Origin of the sequence: Epibacterium sp. Ofav1-8, assembly GCF_022348185.1 — a bacterium.
GTDB lineage: Bacteria > Pseudomonadota > Alphaproteobacteria > Rhodobacterales > Rhodobacteraceae > Epibacterium.
The window spans coordinates 97,617-114,976 of the sequence record NZ_JAKRFD010000012.1; the positions used below are offsets into that span (position 1 = coordinate 97,617).

Below are 17,360 nucleotides of genomic sequence, written 5' to 3' on the forward strand. Positions count from 1 at the left end.
AACGCGAAGGCAGGCACGAGATGACACAGAAACTGCTCCTGATGGCGGCGGGCGGCACCGGGGGGCATATGTTCCCCGCACAGGCGCTGGCAGAAGCGATGCTGCGCAAGGGCTGGCGGGTGAAGCTTTCTACCGATGCGCGTGGTGCGCGCTATACCGGCGGCTTTCCCCATTCGACCGAGATCACCGAGGTGTCCTCGGCCACATTTGCGCGTGGCGGGCTGCTGGCAAAGGCCATGGTCGCGCCCCGCATCGCGGCGGGCGTGGCGGCGATGGCGCTGGAGATGCGGCGTGAGCGGCCTGATGCGGTGATCGGCTTTGGCGGCTATCCGTCGATCCCGGCGCTGGGGGCGGCGACGCTGTTGGGGCTGCCGCGCATGATCCACGAACAAAACGGCGTGCTGGGCAAGGTGAACCAGAAATTCGCCACCCGCGTGGCGCAGGTCGCGTGCGGCGTCTGGCCGACCGATCTGCCGGAGGGCGCGCAGGGCGTGCATGTGGGCAATCCGGTGCGCGGTGCGGTTCTGGAACGTCAGGGCGCACCCTATATTCCGCCCGGCGATTATCCGATGTCGCTATTGGTGATCGGCGGCAGCCAGGGCGCGCGCATCCTGTCGGATGTGGTGCCCGGCGTGATCGCCGCGCTGCCGGATGAGGTGCGCCGCCATTTGCGTGTCAGTCATCAGGCCCGCGACGAAGATCAGGCGCGTGTTGCGCAGTTTTACGCCGATGCCGGGATTGATGCCGAGGTGCAGCCGTTCTTTACCGATGTGCCTGCGCGGATTTCCGAGGCGCAGCTGGTGATATCGCGCTCCGGTGCGTCCTCCATCGCCGATATTTCCGTCATTGGACGGCCCTCGATCCTGATCCCGCTGGCCAAGGCCGCAGGGGATCACCAGACCGCCAATGCTCGCGGGCTGGTCGAGGCCGGGGCGGCGATCCGCATCCCGGAGAGCGCCCTTGACACCGCATCACTGTCAGAGCAAATCGCCGCAGTCCTGACCAATGCCCAAGGCGCCACCCAGATGGCGAATGCCGCATTGAGCACAGGTATCCCCGATGCCACGGATCGTCTGGTGGCGTGTGTTGAACAATTGTCCGAGGAAGCTGCCCCATGACCCCTGCCACCAAACTGCCCGGCGACGTTGGCCCGATCCATTTTGTCGGCATCGGTGGCATCGGCATGTCCGGCATCGCCGAAGTGCTGCTGAACCTTGGCTATGTGGTGCAGGGGTCCGACTTGAAGTCCTCCAAGATCACCCAGCGGCTGGAGACCCTCGGGGCCACCGTGTTTGAGGGCCAGCGCGCCGAGAACCTGGAAAACGCCGAGGTGGTGGTGATCTCCTCCGCCATCAAACCCGGCAATGCCGAGCTGGACGAAGCCCGCGCGCGCGGCCTGCCGGTGGTGCGCCGGGCCGAGATGCTGGCCGAGCTGATGCGGCTCAAGTCCAACATCGCCATCGGCGGCACCCACGGCAAGACCACCACCACGACCATGATGGCCGAGCTGATGGTCGCGGGCGGCTTTGATCCCACCGTGGTCAACGGCGGCATCATCCACGCCTATGGATCGAACGCGCGGATGGGGCAGGGCGAATGGATGGTGGTCGAGGCCGACGAGAGCGACGGCACCTTCAACCGGCTGCCCGCCACCATCGCCGTGGTGACCAATATCGACCCCGAGCATATGGAACACTGGGGCGATTTTGACCGGCTGCGCGACGGGTTTTACGAGTTTGTCTCCAACATCCCCTTTTACGGTCTTGCGGTCTGCTGCACTGACCACGCCGAGGTGCAGGCACTGGTGGGGCGGATTTCCGACCGCCGCGTGGTGACCTATGGCTTTAACGCGCAGGCGGACGTGCGGGCGGTGAACCTGACGTACAAGGGCGGCGTGGCGCATTTCGACATCCTGCTTCAGGCCGAAGGGCAGAAGATCGAAGGTTGCACGCTGCCGATGCCGGGCGACCACAACGTCTCTAACGCGCTGTCGGCGGTGGCGGTGTGCCGTCACCTCGGCATGAAGCTGGATGAGATCCGCACGGCACTTGCGGCCTTTGGCGGCGTGAACCGGCGCTTTACCAAGGTCGGCGAAGTCGACGGCGTCACCATCATCGACGATTACGGCCACCACCCGGTGGAGATTGCCGCGGTGCTGAAGGCCGCGCGTCAGGCGATCGGATCTGAGGGCGACGGTCGGGTCATCGCGGTGCATCAGCCCCACCGGTATTCGCGCCTGTCGAGCCTGTTCGACGATTTCTGCGCCTGTTTCAACGACGCCGATGTGGTCGCCATCGCCGAGGTCTTTGCCGCCGGTGAAGACCCCATTGAGGGCGCCAGCCGCGATGATCTGGTGGCGGGACTGATCCGCCATGGTCACCGCCATGCCCGCGCGATCCTCAACGAGGACGACCTGCTGCGCCTGGTGCGCGAACAGACCCGCCCCGGCGACATGGTGGTCTGCCTCGGGGCCGGTACCATTTCCGCCTGGGCCAACGGCCTGCCCGAAAGGCTGCAGGGGTGAGGGCGCGCGCACTCCGGCCCGCGATGGCAGAGGAGGGGACAGGGATGCTGTCCGCCTTGTGCCTTGCCGATGGGGGCCGGGGGGCTGGCGATTGCGCCGCAGGAGGCGCTCCGGGTGGCATCCGCGACATCTCGATGGCGGGAGGGGCGCGCCCATGAACACCTCCCTGATCCTCGCGTGCCTCTGGGTGGTGCTGGCGAATGTGCTGGCAATGCTGCCGTCAAAGGACAACCACTGGTCCCGGGCCTATGTGCTGATTGCCCTCGGCATCCCGATCCTCGGCTATGTGACCCTGGAAAACGGCCCCTGGTGGGGGCTGGCGATGCTGGTTGCGGGCATGTCGATCCTGCGCTGGCCGGTGATCCATCTGGTGCGCTGGCTGCGGAGCGTGCGGCGCGGCTAGGCGCCACGCCACAGCGGGCGCTCGGCAAGAAATGCGTGATCGACGGGTGGCGCGGGCGCGGGGGTTTTCCTTGGCACGCGCATGGCCTAAACCCGCCTTGAAACCAGAGACGAGCCACCATGACCGATCTTCCTGCCGTGCGCGGGCGGCTGACGCCGAACCGTGACCTTTCAGACCTGACCTGGCTGCGCGTGGGCGGGCCGGCGGATTACCTGTTTCAGCCTGCGGATCTGGAGGATTTGCAAAGCTTCCTGCGGGATCTGCCCGCCGAGGTAACGGTGTTCCCGATGGGCGTGGGGTCGAACCTGATCGTGCGCGATGGCGGTTTGCGGGCGGTGGTGATCCGGCTTGGACGGGGCTTTAACGGGATTGACGTGGACGGCGATACCGTCACCGCGGGGGCCGCGGCGCTGGACAGCCATGTGGCGCGCAAATCGGCGGAGGCGGGCGTCGATCTGACCTTCTTGCGGACCATCCCCGGCAGCATCGGCGGCGCGGTGCGGATGAACGCGGGCTGCTATGGCGCCTATGTGGCGGATGTCTTTGTCTCGGCGCAGGTGGTGCTGCGCGATGGCAGCCTGACCACGCTGACCGCCGAGGACCTGCAATTCCGGTATCGCCAGACCGAGCTGCCTGCGGGCGCCGTTCTGGTCTCTGCCACCCTGCGCGGCCCTGCAAGCGACCCCGCGGCGCTGGCCGACCGGATGCAGGCGCAGCTGCAAAAGCGCGATGAAAGCCAGCCCACCAAAGAGCGTTCGGCAGGCTCGACCTTCCGCAACCCGGCCGGGTTTTCCTCTACCGGCAGGGCCGATGACGTGATGGATCTGAAGGCCTGGAAGGTGATCGACAACGCCGGAATGCGCGGGGCGACCCTTGGCGGGGCGCAGATGAGCGAGAAACATTCCAATTTCATGATTAACGCGGGTGGCGCAACCGCCGCAGATCTTGAAGGTCTTGGCGAAAATGTGCGAAAAAAGGTTTACGCGGACTCCGGCATTTGGCTAGAGTGGGAAATCATGCGTGTTGGCGATCCTGAGCGGTCGTGATCCTAGAAAACCCAGTGAATTCATGCAATTGCCCCAGTCTGGCGACATGCTGGTCGAGGGCGGGTGGTTCAGGTGTCACGGCGGGCGTCGGCTCCGGTTGGCAATCTTGGTTAATCAAGCCGTAAGGTTTTGGTCATATCCTGATTGCCGCGGGCATCGTCCTGGACCACAGGCATGCGTGACATGCTGGCGATGGGGAACAGGCCCCCGCTGCCGGAATGCGGATTTGCTATGCGGGAGCCGGAAAACCGGCCCTGCGAGAATGATAAAAGTGGGCGCAAACGCCCGGGTATAATTGAGGCAGTGATCGTGGGTGGAGCGAGCGGAACACTCCCGAAGGTTGCGATGTTGATGGGTGGCCCCTCTGCCGAGCGCGAGGTGTCACTGTCGACGGGGCGTGAATGCGCCCGCGCGCTGAGGGGCGAAGGCTATGAGGTGGTCGAGGTCGATGCGGGCCCGGACCTTGTGGCGCAACTCAAGGACATCAAGCCGGATGTGGTATTCAACGCGCTGCATGGCCGTTGGGGCGAGGATGGCTGCGTGCAGGGCATCCTGGAATGGCTGCGCATCCCCTATACGCACTCCGGCGTGCTGGCCTCGGCACTGGCGATGGACAAGGAACGCTCCAAAGCGGCCTATCGCACCGCGGGCCTGCCGGTGGTGGACAGCGTGATTGCCGCCAAGGCCGATGTCATGGCCGCGCATGTGATGGCGCCGCCCTATGTGGTCAAACCCAACAACGAAGGCTCCTCGGTCGGGATCTATATCGTCTGGGAGGCGGCCAACAGCCCGCCGCAACTGTCGCAGGACATGCCCGCCGAAGTGATGGTGGAGACCTATGCGCCGGGCCGGGAGCTGACCGTGACGGTGATGGGAGAGCGGGCGCTGTGCGTGACCGACATCCTCACCGATGGCTGGTATGACTACGAGGCGAAATATGCCGATGGTGGCTCGCGCCATGTGCTGCCAGCGGAGCTGCCCGAGGAGATCACGCAGCTCTGTCTAGACTATGCGGTGCGCGCCCATCAGGTGCTGGGCTGCCGGGGCGTGTCGCGCACGGATTTCCGCTGGGATGAGGCGCGCGGCGCGGCGGGGCTGGTGCTGCTGGAGACCAACACCCAGCCCGGCATGACGCCGACCTCCCTGACGCCGGAACAGGCGGAGCATTGCGGCCTGTCCTTTGGTGCCTTCTGCGCCTGGCTGGTGGAGGATGCCTCATGCGAGCGCTGACCGGGGCGAAACGCAGAAAGCAAGCCGCCGAGGGCAAGGCCGATCCGGCGCCCTCGCGCCTGAAGTATCGCATTCAGCGCTGGATGCTGACCCCCGGCATTCGCACGGGGCTGCGGCTGGGCGTGCCGACCTGCCTGCTGGCGGCGGCGATCGGCGGCTACCTGGCGGATGAGGCGCGGCGGGACCATCTCATGGGGCTTTATGCCGAGGCGCGGGCGTCCTTCGAGACCCGGCCGGAATTCATGGTCAACGTGATGGCGATCGACGGGGCGGGGGACAGTGTCGCCACCGACATTCGCGAGGTGACGGCGCTGGATCTGCCGCTCAGTTCCTTTGATCTCGATCTGGCGGCGATCCGCGAGTTGATCGTGGGGCTTGATCCGGTGAAAACGGCGGCGGTGCGCATTCGCCCCGGCGGCATTCTGCAGGTCGATGTGGTGGAGCGTCAGCCCGCCATTGTCTGGCGCAGCCGCGACGGGCTGGCTTTGCTGGATGACACCGGCGCCTTTGTTGCGGAACTGGGTCAGCGCAGCCTGCATCCGGACCTGCCGCTGATCGCCGGGCGGGGCGCGGACAAACGCGCTGCCGAGGCGTTGCGGCTGTTTGCGGCGGCGCGTCCGTTGGGCGAACGGCTGCGCGGCCTTGTGCGCATCGGCGAGCGGCGCTGGGACGTGGTGCTGGATCGCGGTCAGCGCATCCAGTTGCCGGTCGAGCGCCCGGTGGCGGCGCTGGAGCGGGTGATCGCCGTCAGCGAAGTCAAAGACCTGTTGGAACGGGACGTGGCGGTGGTCGATCTGCGCCTGCCGACCCGCCTGACCGTGCGGATGAATGCACCGGCCGTCGAGGACTGGTGGCGCATCCGCCAATTGAACGAGAGCTCCTATTGATATGACAGACCTGTATCAATCCCAACGTGCGATGCGGCAGATGCGCCGCCAGGCCATGCAACGCGGTGTGGTGGCCATTCTGGATGTGGGCAGTTCCAAGATCTCCTGTCTGGTGCTGCGGTTTGACGGCATCGGGCGGCTGAGCGAGGACAACTCCATCGGCTCGCTCGCGGGGCAGTCGGGGTTTCGCGTCATCGGCGCGGCGACCACCCGCTCGCGCGGGGTGCAGTTCGGCGAGATTTCCGCCATGCAGGAAACCGAGCGCGCCATCCGCACCGCCGTTCAGGCGGCGCAGAAGATGGCCGAGGTCCGCGTTGACCATGTGATTGCCTGTTTCTCCGGCGCGCTGCCGCGCTCTTATGGGCTGGACGCCACGGTCGAACTGGAGGGCCAAGAGGTCACTGAGAATGAAATCGCCCGTGTGCTGGCCGCCTGCGAGGTGCCGGAGTACGGCGCGGGGCGCGAGGTGCTGCACGCGCAGCCGGTGAATTTCGCACTCGACAATCGTTCCGGTCTTGAGGATCCGCGCGGCCAGATGGGGCAGGCGCTGTCGGTGGATATGCATATGCTGACGGTCGAGGCGGCGGCGATCCAGAACCTGGTGCGCTGCGTGCAGCGCTGTGATCTGGAGCTGGCGGGGATTGCCTCTTCGGCTTATGTGTCGGGCATTTCCGCCCTTGTTGAGGACGAGCAGGAGCTGGGCGCGGCCTGTATCGACATGGGGGGCGGAACCACCTCGGTGTCGATCTTCATGAAGAAACACATGATCTATGCCGATGCGGTGCGCATGGGCGGCGATCACATCACCAGCGACATTTCCATGGGGCTTGGGGTGCCGACCGCCACCGCCGAGCGGATCAAGACCATGTCCGGCGGCGTGCATGCCACCGGGGCGGATGACCGGGACATGATCGACATCGGCGGCGAGACCGGCGACTGGGAGCGCGACCGCCGCACGGTCAGCCGGGCGGAACTCATCGGGATCATGCGTCCCCGGGTCGAGGAGATCCTGGAGGAGGTGCGCGTCCGGCTGGATGCGGCCGGGTTCGACCATCTGCCGAGCCAGCAAATCGTTCTGACCGGTGGCTCCAGCCAGATCCTCGGGCTGGATGGGCTGGCGAGCCGCATCCTGGGCCAGCAGGTGCGTCTGGGCCGCCCGATGCGGGTGCACGGGCTGCCGCAGGCGGTGACCGGGCCGGGCTTTGCCTCGGCGGTGGGGATGTGTCTCTTTGCCGCCCATCCGCAGGATGAATGGTGGGATTTCGACGCGCCGGTGGACCGGATGGCGGGCGGGTCGATGCGCCGCGTCGTGCGTTGGTTCAAGGACAACTGGTAGGGGGCGCGGCGCTCGGCAGAGGTTTGCCGATGGCCGCCACCGCCGGCGGGGTTATCCACAAGTTTCCCACAGCTTCTCCACATTGCGGGTGACAGCGGCGTCGGGATGCGATAAACAGGCCCCAATACGCTGAAATCAGCGATGCGCGAGGCCGAGCAGGGGTTCGCCAGCACAATTTGACCGATCTGCGCGACATGGCTTGCCATGTGCGGTCTCTGTCCTGTTGTGTGTCAGTGGCTCCTGACCCTCAATATTTCGCCTGAATGGCGAAATCCGGCAAGAATCCCCTCAGTTTGGTCCATATTTTGTGGGGCAATGCGCTTTTGGGGATGACGAGACTCATGCATCGCGATAGGATTGAGGCAGAATAGTGACAATCGACGCCCTTGCGGGAGGGCTAAAACCACAGGCGGAAAGAGCATGACCCTGAACCTTTCGATGCCCGGAGAAGAAGACCTGAAGCCAAAGATCACCGTGTTCGGTGTGGGCGGTGCTGGCGGCAATGCCGTGAACAACATGATCGCCAAGCAGCTTGAAGGTGTGGACTTCGTCGTGGCCAATACCGACGCGCAGGCGTTGCAGCAGAACGCGGCACAGAACCGCGTGCAGCTGGGCGTCAAAGTGACCGAAGGCCTGGGCGCTGGCGCGCGCCCCTCGGTCGGATCGGCTGCGGCGGAAGAAAGCATCGAACAGATCGTGGATCATCTGGCGGGCGCGCATATGTGCTTTATCACCGCCGGCATGGGCGGCGGCACCGGCACCGGCGCGGCGCCGATCATCGCGCAGGCCGCGCGTGAGCTGGGCGTGCTGACCGTGGGTGTCGTGACCAAGCCGTTCCAGTTCGAAGGCGCCAAGCGCATGCGTCAGGCCGAGGAGGGTGTCGAAAGCCTCCAGAAGGTCGTCGACACGCTGATCATCATTCCGAACCAGAACCTGTTCCGTCTGGCCAATGAGAAGACCACCTTTACCGAGGCGTTCTCTCTGGCTGATGACGTTCTCTATCAGGGCGTCAAGGGCGTCACCGACCTGATGGTGCGTCCGGGTCTCATCAACCTCGACTTTGCCGACGTGCGTGCGGTGATGGACGAGATGGGCAAGGCGATGATGGGCACCGGCGAGGCCGAGGGCGAAGATCGCGCCATCCAGGCCGCCGAGAAGGCCATCGCCAACCCGCTGCTCGACGAAATCAGCCTCAAGGGCGCCAAGGGCGTGCTCATCAACATCACCGGTGCGCATGACCTCACCCTGTTCGAGCTGGACGAGGCCGCCAACCGGATCCGCGAAGAAGTCGACCCGGACGCCAATATCATCGTGGGTTCCACCCTCGACACCGATATGGAAGGCAAGATGCGCGTCTCCGTCGTCGCCACCGGCATCGATGCGAGCGACATGGTGCATGACGTTCCGGTGCCGCGTCGTCCGATGTCCGCGCCGCTGACCAAGACCGTCAGCGTGGAAGAAAGCCGCCGCGCGCCGCTGGAACTGACCGAGCCGGTTGAGACCGCCCCCGCTGCGACGCCAGCGGCGACTCCGGCTGCACAGCCCGCAGCCGCAGAAGCGCCCGCCGGACAGGAGCCCTCGCTGTTTTCCGAGTTCGACCGCGAGCAGGCAAACACGGCACAGGCCTCCGACGAGCTGTTTGAAGACGTGAGCGAAAGCGCCGACGCCAACGACGGCCTGCCGCCGCCGGCCTACCAGCCGCAACCGCAACCGGCGCAGCCCGCACCGCAGGCGCAGGCACAACAGCCCGCGCCGCAACCGCAGCCTCAGCCGCAACAGCGTCCTGCTGCCGCGCCGGAAGAAGCCTTTGTCGCGCCGCGTGCACCGGCGCCCGGAACACCGTCGCAGGATGCCATCGTGCGCCTGCGCGAGGCCGCGCAGCGTCACCAGGGCGCGCAGAAAGCACCGCAGCAGCATGGCGCGCAACCGGCGGCAGCACCGCAGGCGCAGCAGCAACAGCCGCAGCGCCGCACCGCCGATGCGCAGGAGCAGCGCCGCTTTGGTCTCAACTCGCTGATCAACCGCATGACGGGCCATCCGCAGGAAACCACGCAGAACCGCCCGCAGGCCGCGCAGCGGGTGCAGCCGAGTGTCCAGAACACCCAGCCGCAGCAGGCGGAGCAGCCCTATGACGAGGATCAGGAGCGCATCGAAATCCCCGCGTTCCTGCGTCGCCAGGCCAACTAATTGCTCACAATACACCTTAAAAGAGCCGCCGTTTGGCGGCTCTTTTTCGTTTTGAAACAGCGTATTAGCCTGTCCTGAGCGACCTTCTGCCGAGTTGTTTTTTCGATGTTACATTCGGTTACAAAGATTGAATTGTGAGGCAGCGGCGGAGCCCTTAGGTGTACCCTCGACGCGGTCCTTGAGGCCGCAGGCAACCCAAGAGGCACGTTGTGCAAAACACGCTCAAAGCAGCAGTCACCTTTGATGGGATTGGTTTGCATTCCGGCAAACCGGCCAGGATGATCGTGCATCCTGCCGGGGCAGGGCATGGCATCACCTTCAAACGGACCGACATCGCATTGGGCGACACCACCATCCCGGCGCGCTGGGACATGGTGGAGCGTACTGCGCTGTGCACCCGGCTGGTGAACCGCGCCGGCGTGTCCGTCTCTACCGTGGAGCACATCATGGCGGCGCTGGCTGGCTGTGGCGTCCACAACGCCCGGGTTGAGCTGGATGGGCCGGAAGTGCCGATCATGGACGGGTCCTCGGCGCAGTTCGTGCGCGAGATCATGGCCACCGGTATCCATCGCCTTGGCGTTGCGGTGCAGGCCTGGGAAGTGCTGAAACCGGTGATGGTGGAAACTCGCGAGGCGCGGGCGACCCTGCTGCCATGCGACCGGCTGAAAATCTCCTTTGACATCGAGTTCGCCGAAGAGGGCATCGGCCATCAGAGCCGCGAGCTGGATCTGCGCAACGGCACCTTTGCCCGCGAACTCTGCGACAGCCGCACCTTCTGCCGCCGCGCCGATGTGGAGGCGATGCAGGCCAACGGCTTGGCTCTGGGCGGTCTGCCGGGCGAAAACGCGGTGGTGTTTGATGGCCCTGTCGTGCATGCGGGCTCCGGCCTGCGGCACTCGGACGAGCCGGTGCGCCACAAGATGCTGGACGCGCTGGGGGATCTGGCGCTGGCTGGATTGCCGATCTTTGGCCACTATGTGGGCGAGAAGGCGGGCCATTCGCTGACCAACACGCTGCTGCGGGCGCTGTTTGCAGAGCCGGGTGCGGTGCGTCTGGTCACCTGTGACCCGATCATGACCGCCCGCCTGCCGGGGCAGGGGCTGGTGTGGTCCGAAATTCCCGCCCAGGTGCGCCGCGTCGCCTGAGACGGGGCAGGGCCCCGCAGACGTGAGACATGTAATATCGGCTGGCGCTGTGCCAGCCGTTTTTCGTTTCGGCCGCCGGCATTTCCTGTCCCGGGGCGCCGGGGCCCGGAATTCCCCGGTGGCGGATCGCATCGGCACGGCTTGCAGCCTTGACCCTCACCGGCTTTCTCTGCCAATTGAACGGGAGCAGTGTGAAAGGCGTTTTGCACATCATATGAATGTGCTAGACCGTGGCGGTGCCGGGGCCGAATGTTCCGCAATCCGCCTCCGCACAGACAAAGAGGACACCCCGCGCGGGGGTCAACGAGACGGTGAAGTGAGGCAGGAATGATCGGCATCAGGGCAGCAGCCAAAGGGATCGGAGCGGTCGCACTGATGGCGACTCTCGCCGCATGTGGTGGCGCGGATGGCGACGCACGGCAGGCCTCGCAGAACCTGGAGGTTTTCTCTCCGGCCCAGATCTACGAGCGCGGCGAATTCGAGCTCGCGCGCGACCGGGAAGAGGACGCGGCCTATTTCTTTTCCGAGGTGGAGCGGCTTTACCCCTATTCGGAATGGGCCAAGCAGGCGCTGATCATGCAGGCCTTTACCTATCACCAGGCCCAGGATTACGAGAACAGCCGGTCGGCGGCGCAGCGCTATATCGACTTCTACCCGACGGACGAGGACGCGGCCTATGCGCAGTATCTGCTGGCGCTGAGCTATTATGACCAGATCGACGAGGTGGGCCGCGATCAGGGGCTGACCTTCCAGGCGCTTCAGGCGCTGCGCACGGTGATCGAGGTCTATCCCGACAGCGAATATGCCACATCGGCGATTCTGAAATTCGACCTCGCCTTTGACCATCTGGCGGGCAAGGAAATGGAGATCGGCCGCTATTACCTGAAGGGGCAGCACTACAGCGCGGCGATCAACCGGTTCCGCGTGGTGGTGGAGGATTTCCAGACCACATCGCACACGCCCGAAGCGCTGCACCGTCTGGTGGAGGCCTATCTGTCGCTGGGTCTGACCGAAGAGGCGCAGTCCGCCGGCGCGATTCTCGGCCACAATTTCCGCTCGACGGAGTGGTACGAAGACAGTTTCCGGCTGCTGACCTCTCAGGGGCTGAAGCCAAAGGATCGCGGCAACAACTGGTTGGCCAAAATCTATCGTCAGTCGATCAAGGGCGAATGGCTCTGATCGGTATCGGTTTCGCGCACTCGGGTCCCCAGGGCGGGTCCGCCGGATCGGGGTGCGCTTTTTACGGGGCATCTTGATGCTGCGCGCGCTTGATATTCGCGACCTTCTGATCATCGACCATCTGGAACTGACCTTCCAGCCGGGTCTGAACGTGCTGACCGGGGAAACCGGGGCGGGCAAGTCGATCCTGCTGGATTCGCTCGGCTTTGTGCTGGGCTGGCGGGGCCGTGCCGCGCTGGTGCGGCAGGGGGCCGCGCAGGGCGAGGTGGTGGCGGAATTCGATCTGCCCGAGGGCCATGCGGCGCGTGCGGTGCTGGAAGAGGCGGGATTGCCGGTCTCCGACAGCCTGCTGCTGCGCCGAGTCAACACCGCCGATGGCCGCAAGACCGCCTGGGTCAACGACCGGCGCTGCTCGGGCGAGGTGCTGCGGGCGCTGTCGGACACGCTGCTGGAGCTGCACGGCCAGCATGACGACCGGGGGCTTTTGAACCCGCGCGGCCACCGCGCGATGCTGGATGAGTTTGCTGGTGTGGCGGCGCAGGTCGGCGAGGTGCGCAGCGCCTGGGCCACCGTGGCGCAGGCCCGCAAACAGGTCGAGGACACGCGGGAAGCCCTGGACGCGGTGCGCGCCGAGGAGGAATTCCTGCGCCATGCGGTGGCGGAGCTGGACCAACTCAGCCCCGAACCCGGCGAGGACGAGAGCCTGGACGAACAGCGCCGCCGGATGCAGGCCGCCGAACGCATTCGCGGCGACATTGCCCGCGCCCACAGCCTGCTGTCCGAAGGGGCAGAGGGGGCCATGGGCGAGGCGCAGCGCTGGCTGGAGGCGGTCGCCGGGGATGCGGGCGAGGCGCTGGAGCCGCCGCTGGCCGCCCTGAGCCGGGCGATGATCGAACTGGGCGAGGCGCAGGACGGGGTCGAGCGCTTCCTTGAGGGGCTGGAGTTCAACCCCGGCGATCTGGAGGATTGCGAGGAGCGCCTGTTTGCGATCCGGGCCATGGCGCGCAAGCACAACGTGCAGCCGGACGAGCTGGCCGCCCATGCGGATGTTCTGCGCGAGAAGTTGCAGGCGCTGGATGCCGGCGATCAGAACCTGGCCGATCAGGAACAGGCGCTGAAGACGGCGGAGCAGGCCTATCAGACGGCGGCGGACCGGCTGTCGGCAAAACGCCGCGACAGCGCCGCCACCCTGGATGCGGCGGTGATGGCAGAGCTGGCGCCGCTCAAGATGGAGCGGGCGGTGTTCGAGACCTGCATCACACCGGCCGATCCTGGCCCCGAGGGCGTCGATGCCGTGGCCTTTACCGTGGCGACCAATCCCGGCGCCCCGGCGGGGCCGTTGAACAAGATTGCCTCCGGCGGCGAACTCAGCCGGTTCCTGCTGGCGCTGAAGGTCTGTCTGCGCGGCGAGGACGCTGAAAAGACGCTGATCTTTGACGAGATCGACCGGGGCGTGGGCGGCGCGACGGCGGATGCGGTGGGCCGTCGCCTGAAGGCGCTGGCCGATGGCAGCCAGGTGCTGGTGGTGACCCATTCGCCGCAGGTGGCCGCCCAGGGCGCGCATCACTGGCGGGTGCAGAAATCGGTCGCGGAGGGCGTGACCCTGTCCGAGGTGGTGCCGCTGGATGCGGCCGAGCGGGTCGACGAGATCGCCCGCATGGTCTCCGGGGATCGGATCACGCCGGAGGCGCGCGCCGCCGCACAGGCGCTCTTGACGGTCGAATGACGGTTTACCCCACGGAAAGATCTCTTCGATATCCCTCTTGGGCACCGCGCGCGTCTGATTTATTACTCAATTGATCGGAGATCCCTGATGGCGCCCAAGCACCGTTCCGCCCTGTCCGCCTATTTCGCCCAGACCCGGGCGAAACTTGCGGATGCGCGGCGGGTGCTGGTGCATCGGGGGCCGAGCCAGATCCAGTTCTGGCTGATCGCGCTGGTGATCGGGGTGCTTGCGGGCTTTGCGGCGCTGTTCTTTCGCAAGGGGATCACGGCGCTTCAGGGCGCGGTCTATGGCGCCGAGGACGTGGATTACCTGCACAGTTTTGCCGCGACGCTGCCCTGGTATCTGCTGCTGGCCGTGCCGGTGGCGGGCGGGCTGGTGGTTGGTCTCATCCTGCATCGTTTCACGCCGGACGGGCGGGTGCGCTCGGTCGCCGATGTGATCGAGGGCGCGGCCCTGCGCGACGGGCGGGTGGAAATCCGCGAGGGGCTGGCCTCGGCCTGTGCGTCCTTCCTGACCCTGTCCACCGGCGGCTCCTCCGGGCGGGAGGGGCCGGTGGTGCATATGGCGGGGATGATCTCCACCTGGGTCAGCGAGCGCATCCGCGCCGATGGTGTCACCGGGCGCGACCTGCTGGGCTGCGCGGTGGCAGCGGCGGTGTCGGCGAGCTTCAACGCGCCGATTGCCGGGGCGCTGTTTGCGATGGAGGTGGTGCTGCGGCATTTCTCGGTCAATGCCTTCGCGCCGATCGTGGTGGCCTCGGTGGCGGGCACGGTCATCAACCGGCTGGAATACGGCGATGTGACCGAGTTTGTGCTGACCACCCCCGGGGCGTTGCAATTCTATGTGGAGTTGCCCGCCTTTCTGATGCTGGGGCTGATCTGCGGCGTGGTGGCGGTGGTGCTGATGCACTCCATCTTCATGGCGGACCGGATGGGCACCATGCTGCAATCGGCGCTGCACGTGCCGCGCTGGCTGCGCCCGGCGGGGGCGGGGCTGCTGCTGGGGCTGATCGCGATCTGGTTTCCCCATATCATCGGGGTCGGCTATGAGACCACGGTGCTGGCGCTTTCCGGTCAACTGGTGCTGATGCAGGCGATCCTGTTTGCCATCGTGAAGGTGGCTGCGGTGTCGATCACCATGGGCGGGCGCATGGGCGGCGGCGTGTTCTCGCCCTCGCTGATGGTGGGGGCGCTGACCGGGCTCGCGTTTGGCCTGATTGCCACCGCGGTGCTGCCGGATGTGTCCGGGACCCATACGCTCTATGCCTTTGCGGGCATGGGGGCGGTGGCGGCGGCGGTGCTGGGCGCGCCGATTTCCACAACCCTGATCGTGTTCGAGCTGACCGGCGACTGGCAGATCGGCCTGGCGGTGATGGTGTCGATTTCCATGTCCACGGCGCTGGCCTCGCGGCTGGTGGACCGGTCGTTCTTTCTCACCCAGCTGGAGAAACGCAACCTGCGCTGCGCCGCCGGGCCGCAGTCCTACCTGCTGGCCACCTTGCAGGTGGGCAAGGTGATGCGGCCGCTGTCGGCCTCCGACCCGGAGGGGGCAGAGGCGCTGATGGCGGAAGGGATCGCGATCAGCCCGACCGCGACGCTGGAGGCGGCCTTGCCAATCTTTGACCGGGCGGATGTGGAGTTCCTGCCCGTGGTCGAAGAGGAGGCCCGCGCCGCGGAGACCGGAGAGCCGGCGCTGAGGCTGATCGGGGTGATCCACCACCTGGATGCGCTCAAGGCCTATAACCGCGCGCTGGTGGCGGTGTCGGCCGAAGAACACCGATGACACGGTAACGGCGCTGCGGGGCCGCGCGCTCAGCGGCTCAGGGCGCTGCGCAGGGCCTGTTGCGTCGCATCGTGCAGCAGATCGGAGCGTTCGCTCAGCGCCGTCTTGATCGCCATCAGCAGCCATTCGAGCCGCGCGGAGTTTGCATAGCGCCGGTGCCAGACCATGTCGAACTGCATCGGCGCGAGATCGATGGGGAAGGGCGAGGACGCCAGCACATCCCCCGCGGTGCGGGCAACGCGGGCGGGCAGGCTGGCGATCATGTCGGTGCCGCGCATCAGCTGGATCAGGGCCCACAGGTTGGGTGCGCCAAGCACGATCCGGCGATGGATCGACAGTGCGTCCAGTTCACCTTGCAGCAGGCTCTTGCGGCCCTGGCCGATGGCCACGGTGGCATGCGCGGCGGCGCAGTAGTCCTCGACGCTGGAGACAGGGCCGCGGGCGTTCGGATCGTAGAACACCCGCATGTGGTCCTGAAACAGCGGCAGCCGGCTGAGCGTATTGGGGTAGCTGCGCGGTCGCAGGGTCAGCACCACGTCCACATGACGGGAGTCCAGCAGCGGCTCGATCACCCCGCTGGTGCCAAGGTCGCGAAAGATCACGTGTTTCTGCGGCAGGCTCGCGCGCAGCGCCTTGGCAATCGTCTCCATCTCGGTGTCGAGAATGCTGGTGCTGAGCGCGATCACAAAAGGATCGGGATCGGTCACCGGATCATAGATCCCCTGATCGGCGAGCGCTTCGAGATCGACCAGGATGCGGCGCACCTTTGGGGCCAGGGCATCGGCGCGGGCACTGGGCACGATCCCGCGACCGGATTGCACAAACAGAGTATCGCCCAGTAATCCGCGCAGTTTCTCCAGATTATGGCTCACCGTGGATTGGCTGCTGTTGAGCACTTCGGCGGCGCGGCTGACGGATTTCTCATCATAAACTGTGAGGAAAACACGCAATACCCGCCCGCTGATTTGGGAAATATCAATTCGCTGCATAACGCGCCCCACATTTTACTTGATAACAAAGGTTAACCCGGGCAGTTTTATTACCAAAAGATTAACAATAGCAGGCATCGGGTGGAAGATAATAATGCGTGCTTGGGCAGGCGGTCCGCAAGAGATCGCGTCCGCGAGGACAAAGACAGAGCAGGAAAATGAGCGGGCGGCACTGACGGCCCTCATTGACTATGTTGTTGAAACAACATGCAATTCCCAAGAGTCTCAGGACCGGGATGGGGCCGATTTCATGCGACGAAGTCTGTGTGAATCGCTGCTGGCCGGCTGAATTAAACGACGGTAAAAATCCCCTACAATTGTAGGGAGTGTCGGCTGCGCTCACGCGCGCCGCAGAAACGCGTCATCCTTTTTCACGACATTTCGGGGACGCAAACAGGCGGAAACTTCGGGAATTTGAAATTTCCGGCGGCCTGTCCGAGAAAAAACCGGAAACTGTTGCAAAAAAGCCGGGCAGTCCTGCCCGGCTTTGCATTTGAGATCTTGGTGTCGGAACACCGCAGCGGCGGGACCGGCTCAGACCTGTTCCACCTTGACGGAGTCCAGCGGCAGAAAGGCCAGATGGCCCTTGATCTGCGCAACCGCGTCCAGCGGGGTTTCATAGCTCCAGACCGCATCGGCGGTGACCGAGGATTTGTTGACGATGGAATAATAGGTGGCATCGCCCTTGTGTGGGCAATGGGTGGTCTTCTCGGTTTTGTCGAGGAAGGCCATGGCGACGTCTTCCCGGGGGAAGTAGATCACCGGGGCCAGATCGCCCTCGCTCAGTTCCAGCGCATTGGACGTCTCGCCCAGAACGGCGCCGCCCGAACGGACAACCCATCTGCCTGTCGCTTTGCGGATCGTGATCTTGCTCATCGGGTTCCCCCTCCTTCTAGCTTTGGTAAGGCTTCTGCCCGGTCAATGTA

The 17,360-nt window shown here is 65.4% G+C and carries 14 protein-coding genes; 12 read left to right on the forward strand and 2 right to left on the reverse strand.

Annotated elements, in window-relative coordinates; translation table 11 throughout:
• The first annotated feature begins 20 nt into the window (after window positions 1–20).
• The 12 genes from MHM97_RS18095 (at window position 21) to MHM97_RS18150 (ending at window position 15,445) form a co-directional block, all read left to right on the forward strand.
• Window positions 21–1,118, forward strand: a complete 1,098-nt coding sequence (locus MHM97_RS18095) for a UDP-N-acetylglucosamine--N-acetylmuramyl-(pentapeptide) pyrophosphoryl-undecaprenol N-acetylglucosamine transferase (RefSeq protein ID WP_239324085.1) — start codon at window positions 21–23, stop codon at window positions 1,116–1,118.
• On the forward strand, window positions 1,115–2,524 hold the full coding sequence (gene murC / locus MHM97_RS18100; protein ID WP_239324087.1) for a UDP-N-acetylmuramate--L-alanine ligase: 1,410 nt from the start codon (window positions 1,115–1,117) through the stop codon (window positions 2,522–2,524). Before MHM97_RS18095 ends, murC begins: the two co-directional genes overlap by 4 nt.
• A gap of 154 nt (window positions 2,525–2,678) precedes the next feature.
• Window positions 2,679–2,927, forward strand: coding sequence for a DUF2484 family protein (locus MHM97_RS18105; protein ID WP_239324089.1), 249 nt, complete (start codon window positions 2,679–2,681; stop codon window positions 2,925–2,927).
• 119 nt (window positions 2,928–3,046) lie between these two features.
• Window positions 3,047–3,973 (forward strand): UDP-N-acetylmuramate dehydrogenase, encoded by a 927-nt coding sequence (murB, locus tag MHM97_RS18110; RefSeq protein WP_239324091.1) that lies wholly within the window; start codon window positions 3,047–3,049, stop codon window positions 3,971–3,973.
• A gap of 345 nt (window positions 3,974–4,318) precedes the next feature.
• Complete coding sequence (locus tag MHM97_RS18115) at window positions 4,319–5,203, forward strand: D-alanine--D-alanine ligase (RefSeq protein ID WP_239324145.1); 885 nt, start codon at window positions 4,319–4,321, stop codon at window positions 5,201–5,203.
• Window positions 5,191–6,090, forward strand: coding sequence for a cell division protein FtsQ/DivIB (locus MHM97_RS18120; protein WP_239324093.1), 900 nt, complete (start codon window positions 5,191–5,193; stop codon window positions 6,088–6,090). Before MHM97_RS18115 ends, MHM97_RS18120 begins: the two co-directional genes overlap by 13 nt.
• 1 nt (window position 6,091) lies before the next feature.
• On the forward strand, window positions 6,092–7,426 hold the full coding sequence (ftsA, locus tag MHM97_RS18125; protein ID WP_009179265.1) for a cell division protein FtsA: 1,335 nt from the start codon (window positions 6,092–6,094) through the stop codon (window positions 7,424–7,426).
• Between the two features lie 420 nt (window positions 7,427–7,846).
• Window positions 7,847–9,613 carry a cell division protein FtsZ gene (ftsZ, locus tag MHM97_RS18130; protein WP_239324095.1) on the forward strand — a complete coding sequence of 589 codons (1,767 nt, stop codon included), beginning with the start codon at window positions 7,847–7,849 and terminating at the stop codon, window positions 9,611–9,613.
• A gap of 209 nt (window positions 9,614–9,822) precedes the next feature.
• A complete protein-coding gene (gene lpxC, locus MHM97_RS18135; protein ID WP_239324096.1) occupies window positions 9,823–10,758 on the forward strand; it encodes a UDP-3-O-acyl-N-acetylglucosamine deacetylase in 936 nt (311 codons plus the stop codon).
• Between the two features lie 327 nt (window positions 10,759–11,085).
• Window positions 11,086–11,937, forward strand: coding sequence for an outer membrane protein assembly factor BamD (locus tag MHM97_RS18140; RefSeq protein ID WP_239324097.1), 852 nt, complete (start codon window positions 11,086–11,088; stop codon window positions 11,935–11,937).
• Between the two features lie 76 nt (window positions 11,938–12,013).
• A complete protein-coding gene (recN, locus tag MHM97_RS18145) occupies window positions 12,014–13,663 on the forward strand; it encodes a DNA repair protein RecN (RefSeq protein WP_239324098.1) in 1,650 nt (549 codons plus the stop codon).
• 87 nt (window positions 13,664–13,750) lie between these two features.
• Window positions 13,751–15,445 carry a chloride channel protein gene (locus tag MHM97_RS18150; RefSeq protein WP_239324099.1) on the forward strand — a complete coding sequence of 565 codons (1,695 nt, stop codon included), beginning with the start codon at window positions 13,751–13,753 and terminating at the stop codon, window positions 15,443–15,445.
• A gap of 29 nt (window positions 15,446–15,474) precedes the next feature.
• On the opposite strand, the gene MHM97_RS18155 is transcribed toward MHM97_RS18150, so the two are convergent.
• Both MHM97_RS18155 and MHM97_RS18160 read right to left on the reverse strand, forming a co-directional pair.
• Window positions 15,475–16,434 (reverse strand): LysR family transcriptional regulator, encoded by a 960-nt coding sequence (locus tag MHM97_RS18155; RefSeq protein ID WP_239324100.1) that lies wholly within the window; start codon window positions 16,432–16,434, stop codon window positions 15,475–15,477.
• Window positions 16,435–16,968: 534 nt separating this feature from the next.
• On the reverse strand, window positions 16,969–17,310 hold the full coding sequence (locus MHM97_RS18160) for a DUF427 domain-containing protein (protein ID WP_239324102.1): 342 nt from the start codon (window positions 17,308–17,310) through the stop codon (window positions 16,969–16,971).
• Window positions 17,311–17,360: the final 50 nt, after the last annotated feature.

Bases quoted from the DNA above. Each gene is read 5' to 3' on its own strand.
- MHM97_RS18095 (WP_239324085.1), top strand. From the start codon at position 21: ATGACACAGAAACTGCTCCTGATGGCGGCGGGCGGCACCGGGGGGCAT.
- murC (WP_239324087.1), top strand. From the start codon at position 1,115: ATGACCCCTGCCACCAAACTGCCCGGCGACGTTGGCCCGATCCATTTT.
- MHM97_RS18105 (WP_239324089.1), top strand. From the start codon at position 2,679: ATGAACACCTCCCTGATCCTCGCGTGCCTCTGGGTGGTGCTGGCGAAT.
- murB (WP_239324091.1), top strand. From the start codon at position 3,047: ATGACCGATCTTCCTGCCGTGCGCGGGCGGCTGACGCCGAACCGTGAC.
- MHM97_RS18115 (WP_239324145.1), top strand. From the start codon at position 4,319: ATGTTGATGGGTGGCCCCTCTGCCGAGCGCGAGGTGTCACTGTCGACG.
- MHM97_RS18120 (WP_239324093.1), top strand. From the start codon at position 5,191: ATGCGAGCGCTGACCGGGGCGAAACGCAGAAAGCAAGCCGCCGAGGGC.
- ftsA (WP_009179265.1), top strand. From the start codon at position 6,092: ATGACAGACCTGTATCAATCCCAACGTGCGATGCGGCAGATGCGCCGC.
- ftsZ (WP_239324095.1), top strand. From the start codon at position 7,847: ATGACCCTGAACCTTTCGATGCCCGGAGAAGAAGACCTGAAGCCAAAG.
- MHM97_RS18140 (WP_239324097.1), top strand. From the start codon at position 11,086: ATGATCGGCATCAGGGCAGCAGCCAAAGGGATCGGAGCGGTCGCACTG.
- recN (WP_239324098.1), top strand. From the start codon at position 12,014: ATGCTGCGCGCGCTTGATATTCGCGACCTTCTGATCATCGACCATCTG.
- MHM97_RS18150 (WP_239324099.1), top strand. From the start codon at position 13,751: ATGGCGCCCAAGCACCGTTCCGCCCTGTCCGCCTATTTCGCCCAGACC.
- MHM97_RS18155 (WP_239324100.1), bottom strand. From the start codon at position 16,434: ATGCAGCGAATTGATATTTCCCAAATCAGCGGGCGGGTATTGCGTGTT.
- MHM97_RS18160 (WP_239324102.1), bottom strand. From the start codon at position 17,310: ATGAGCAAGATCACGATCCGCAAAGCGACAGGCAGATGGGTTGTCCGT.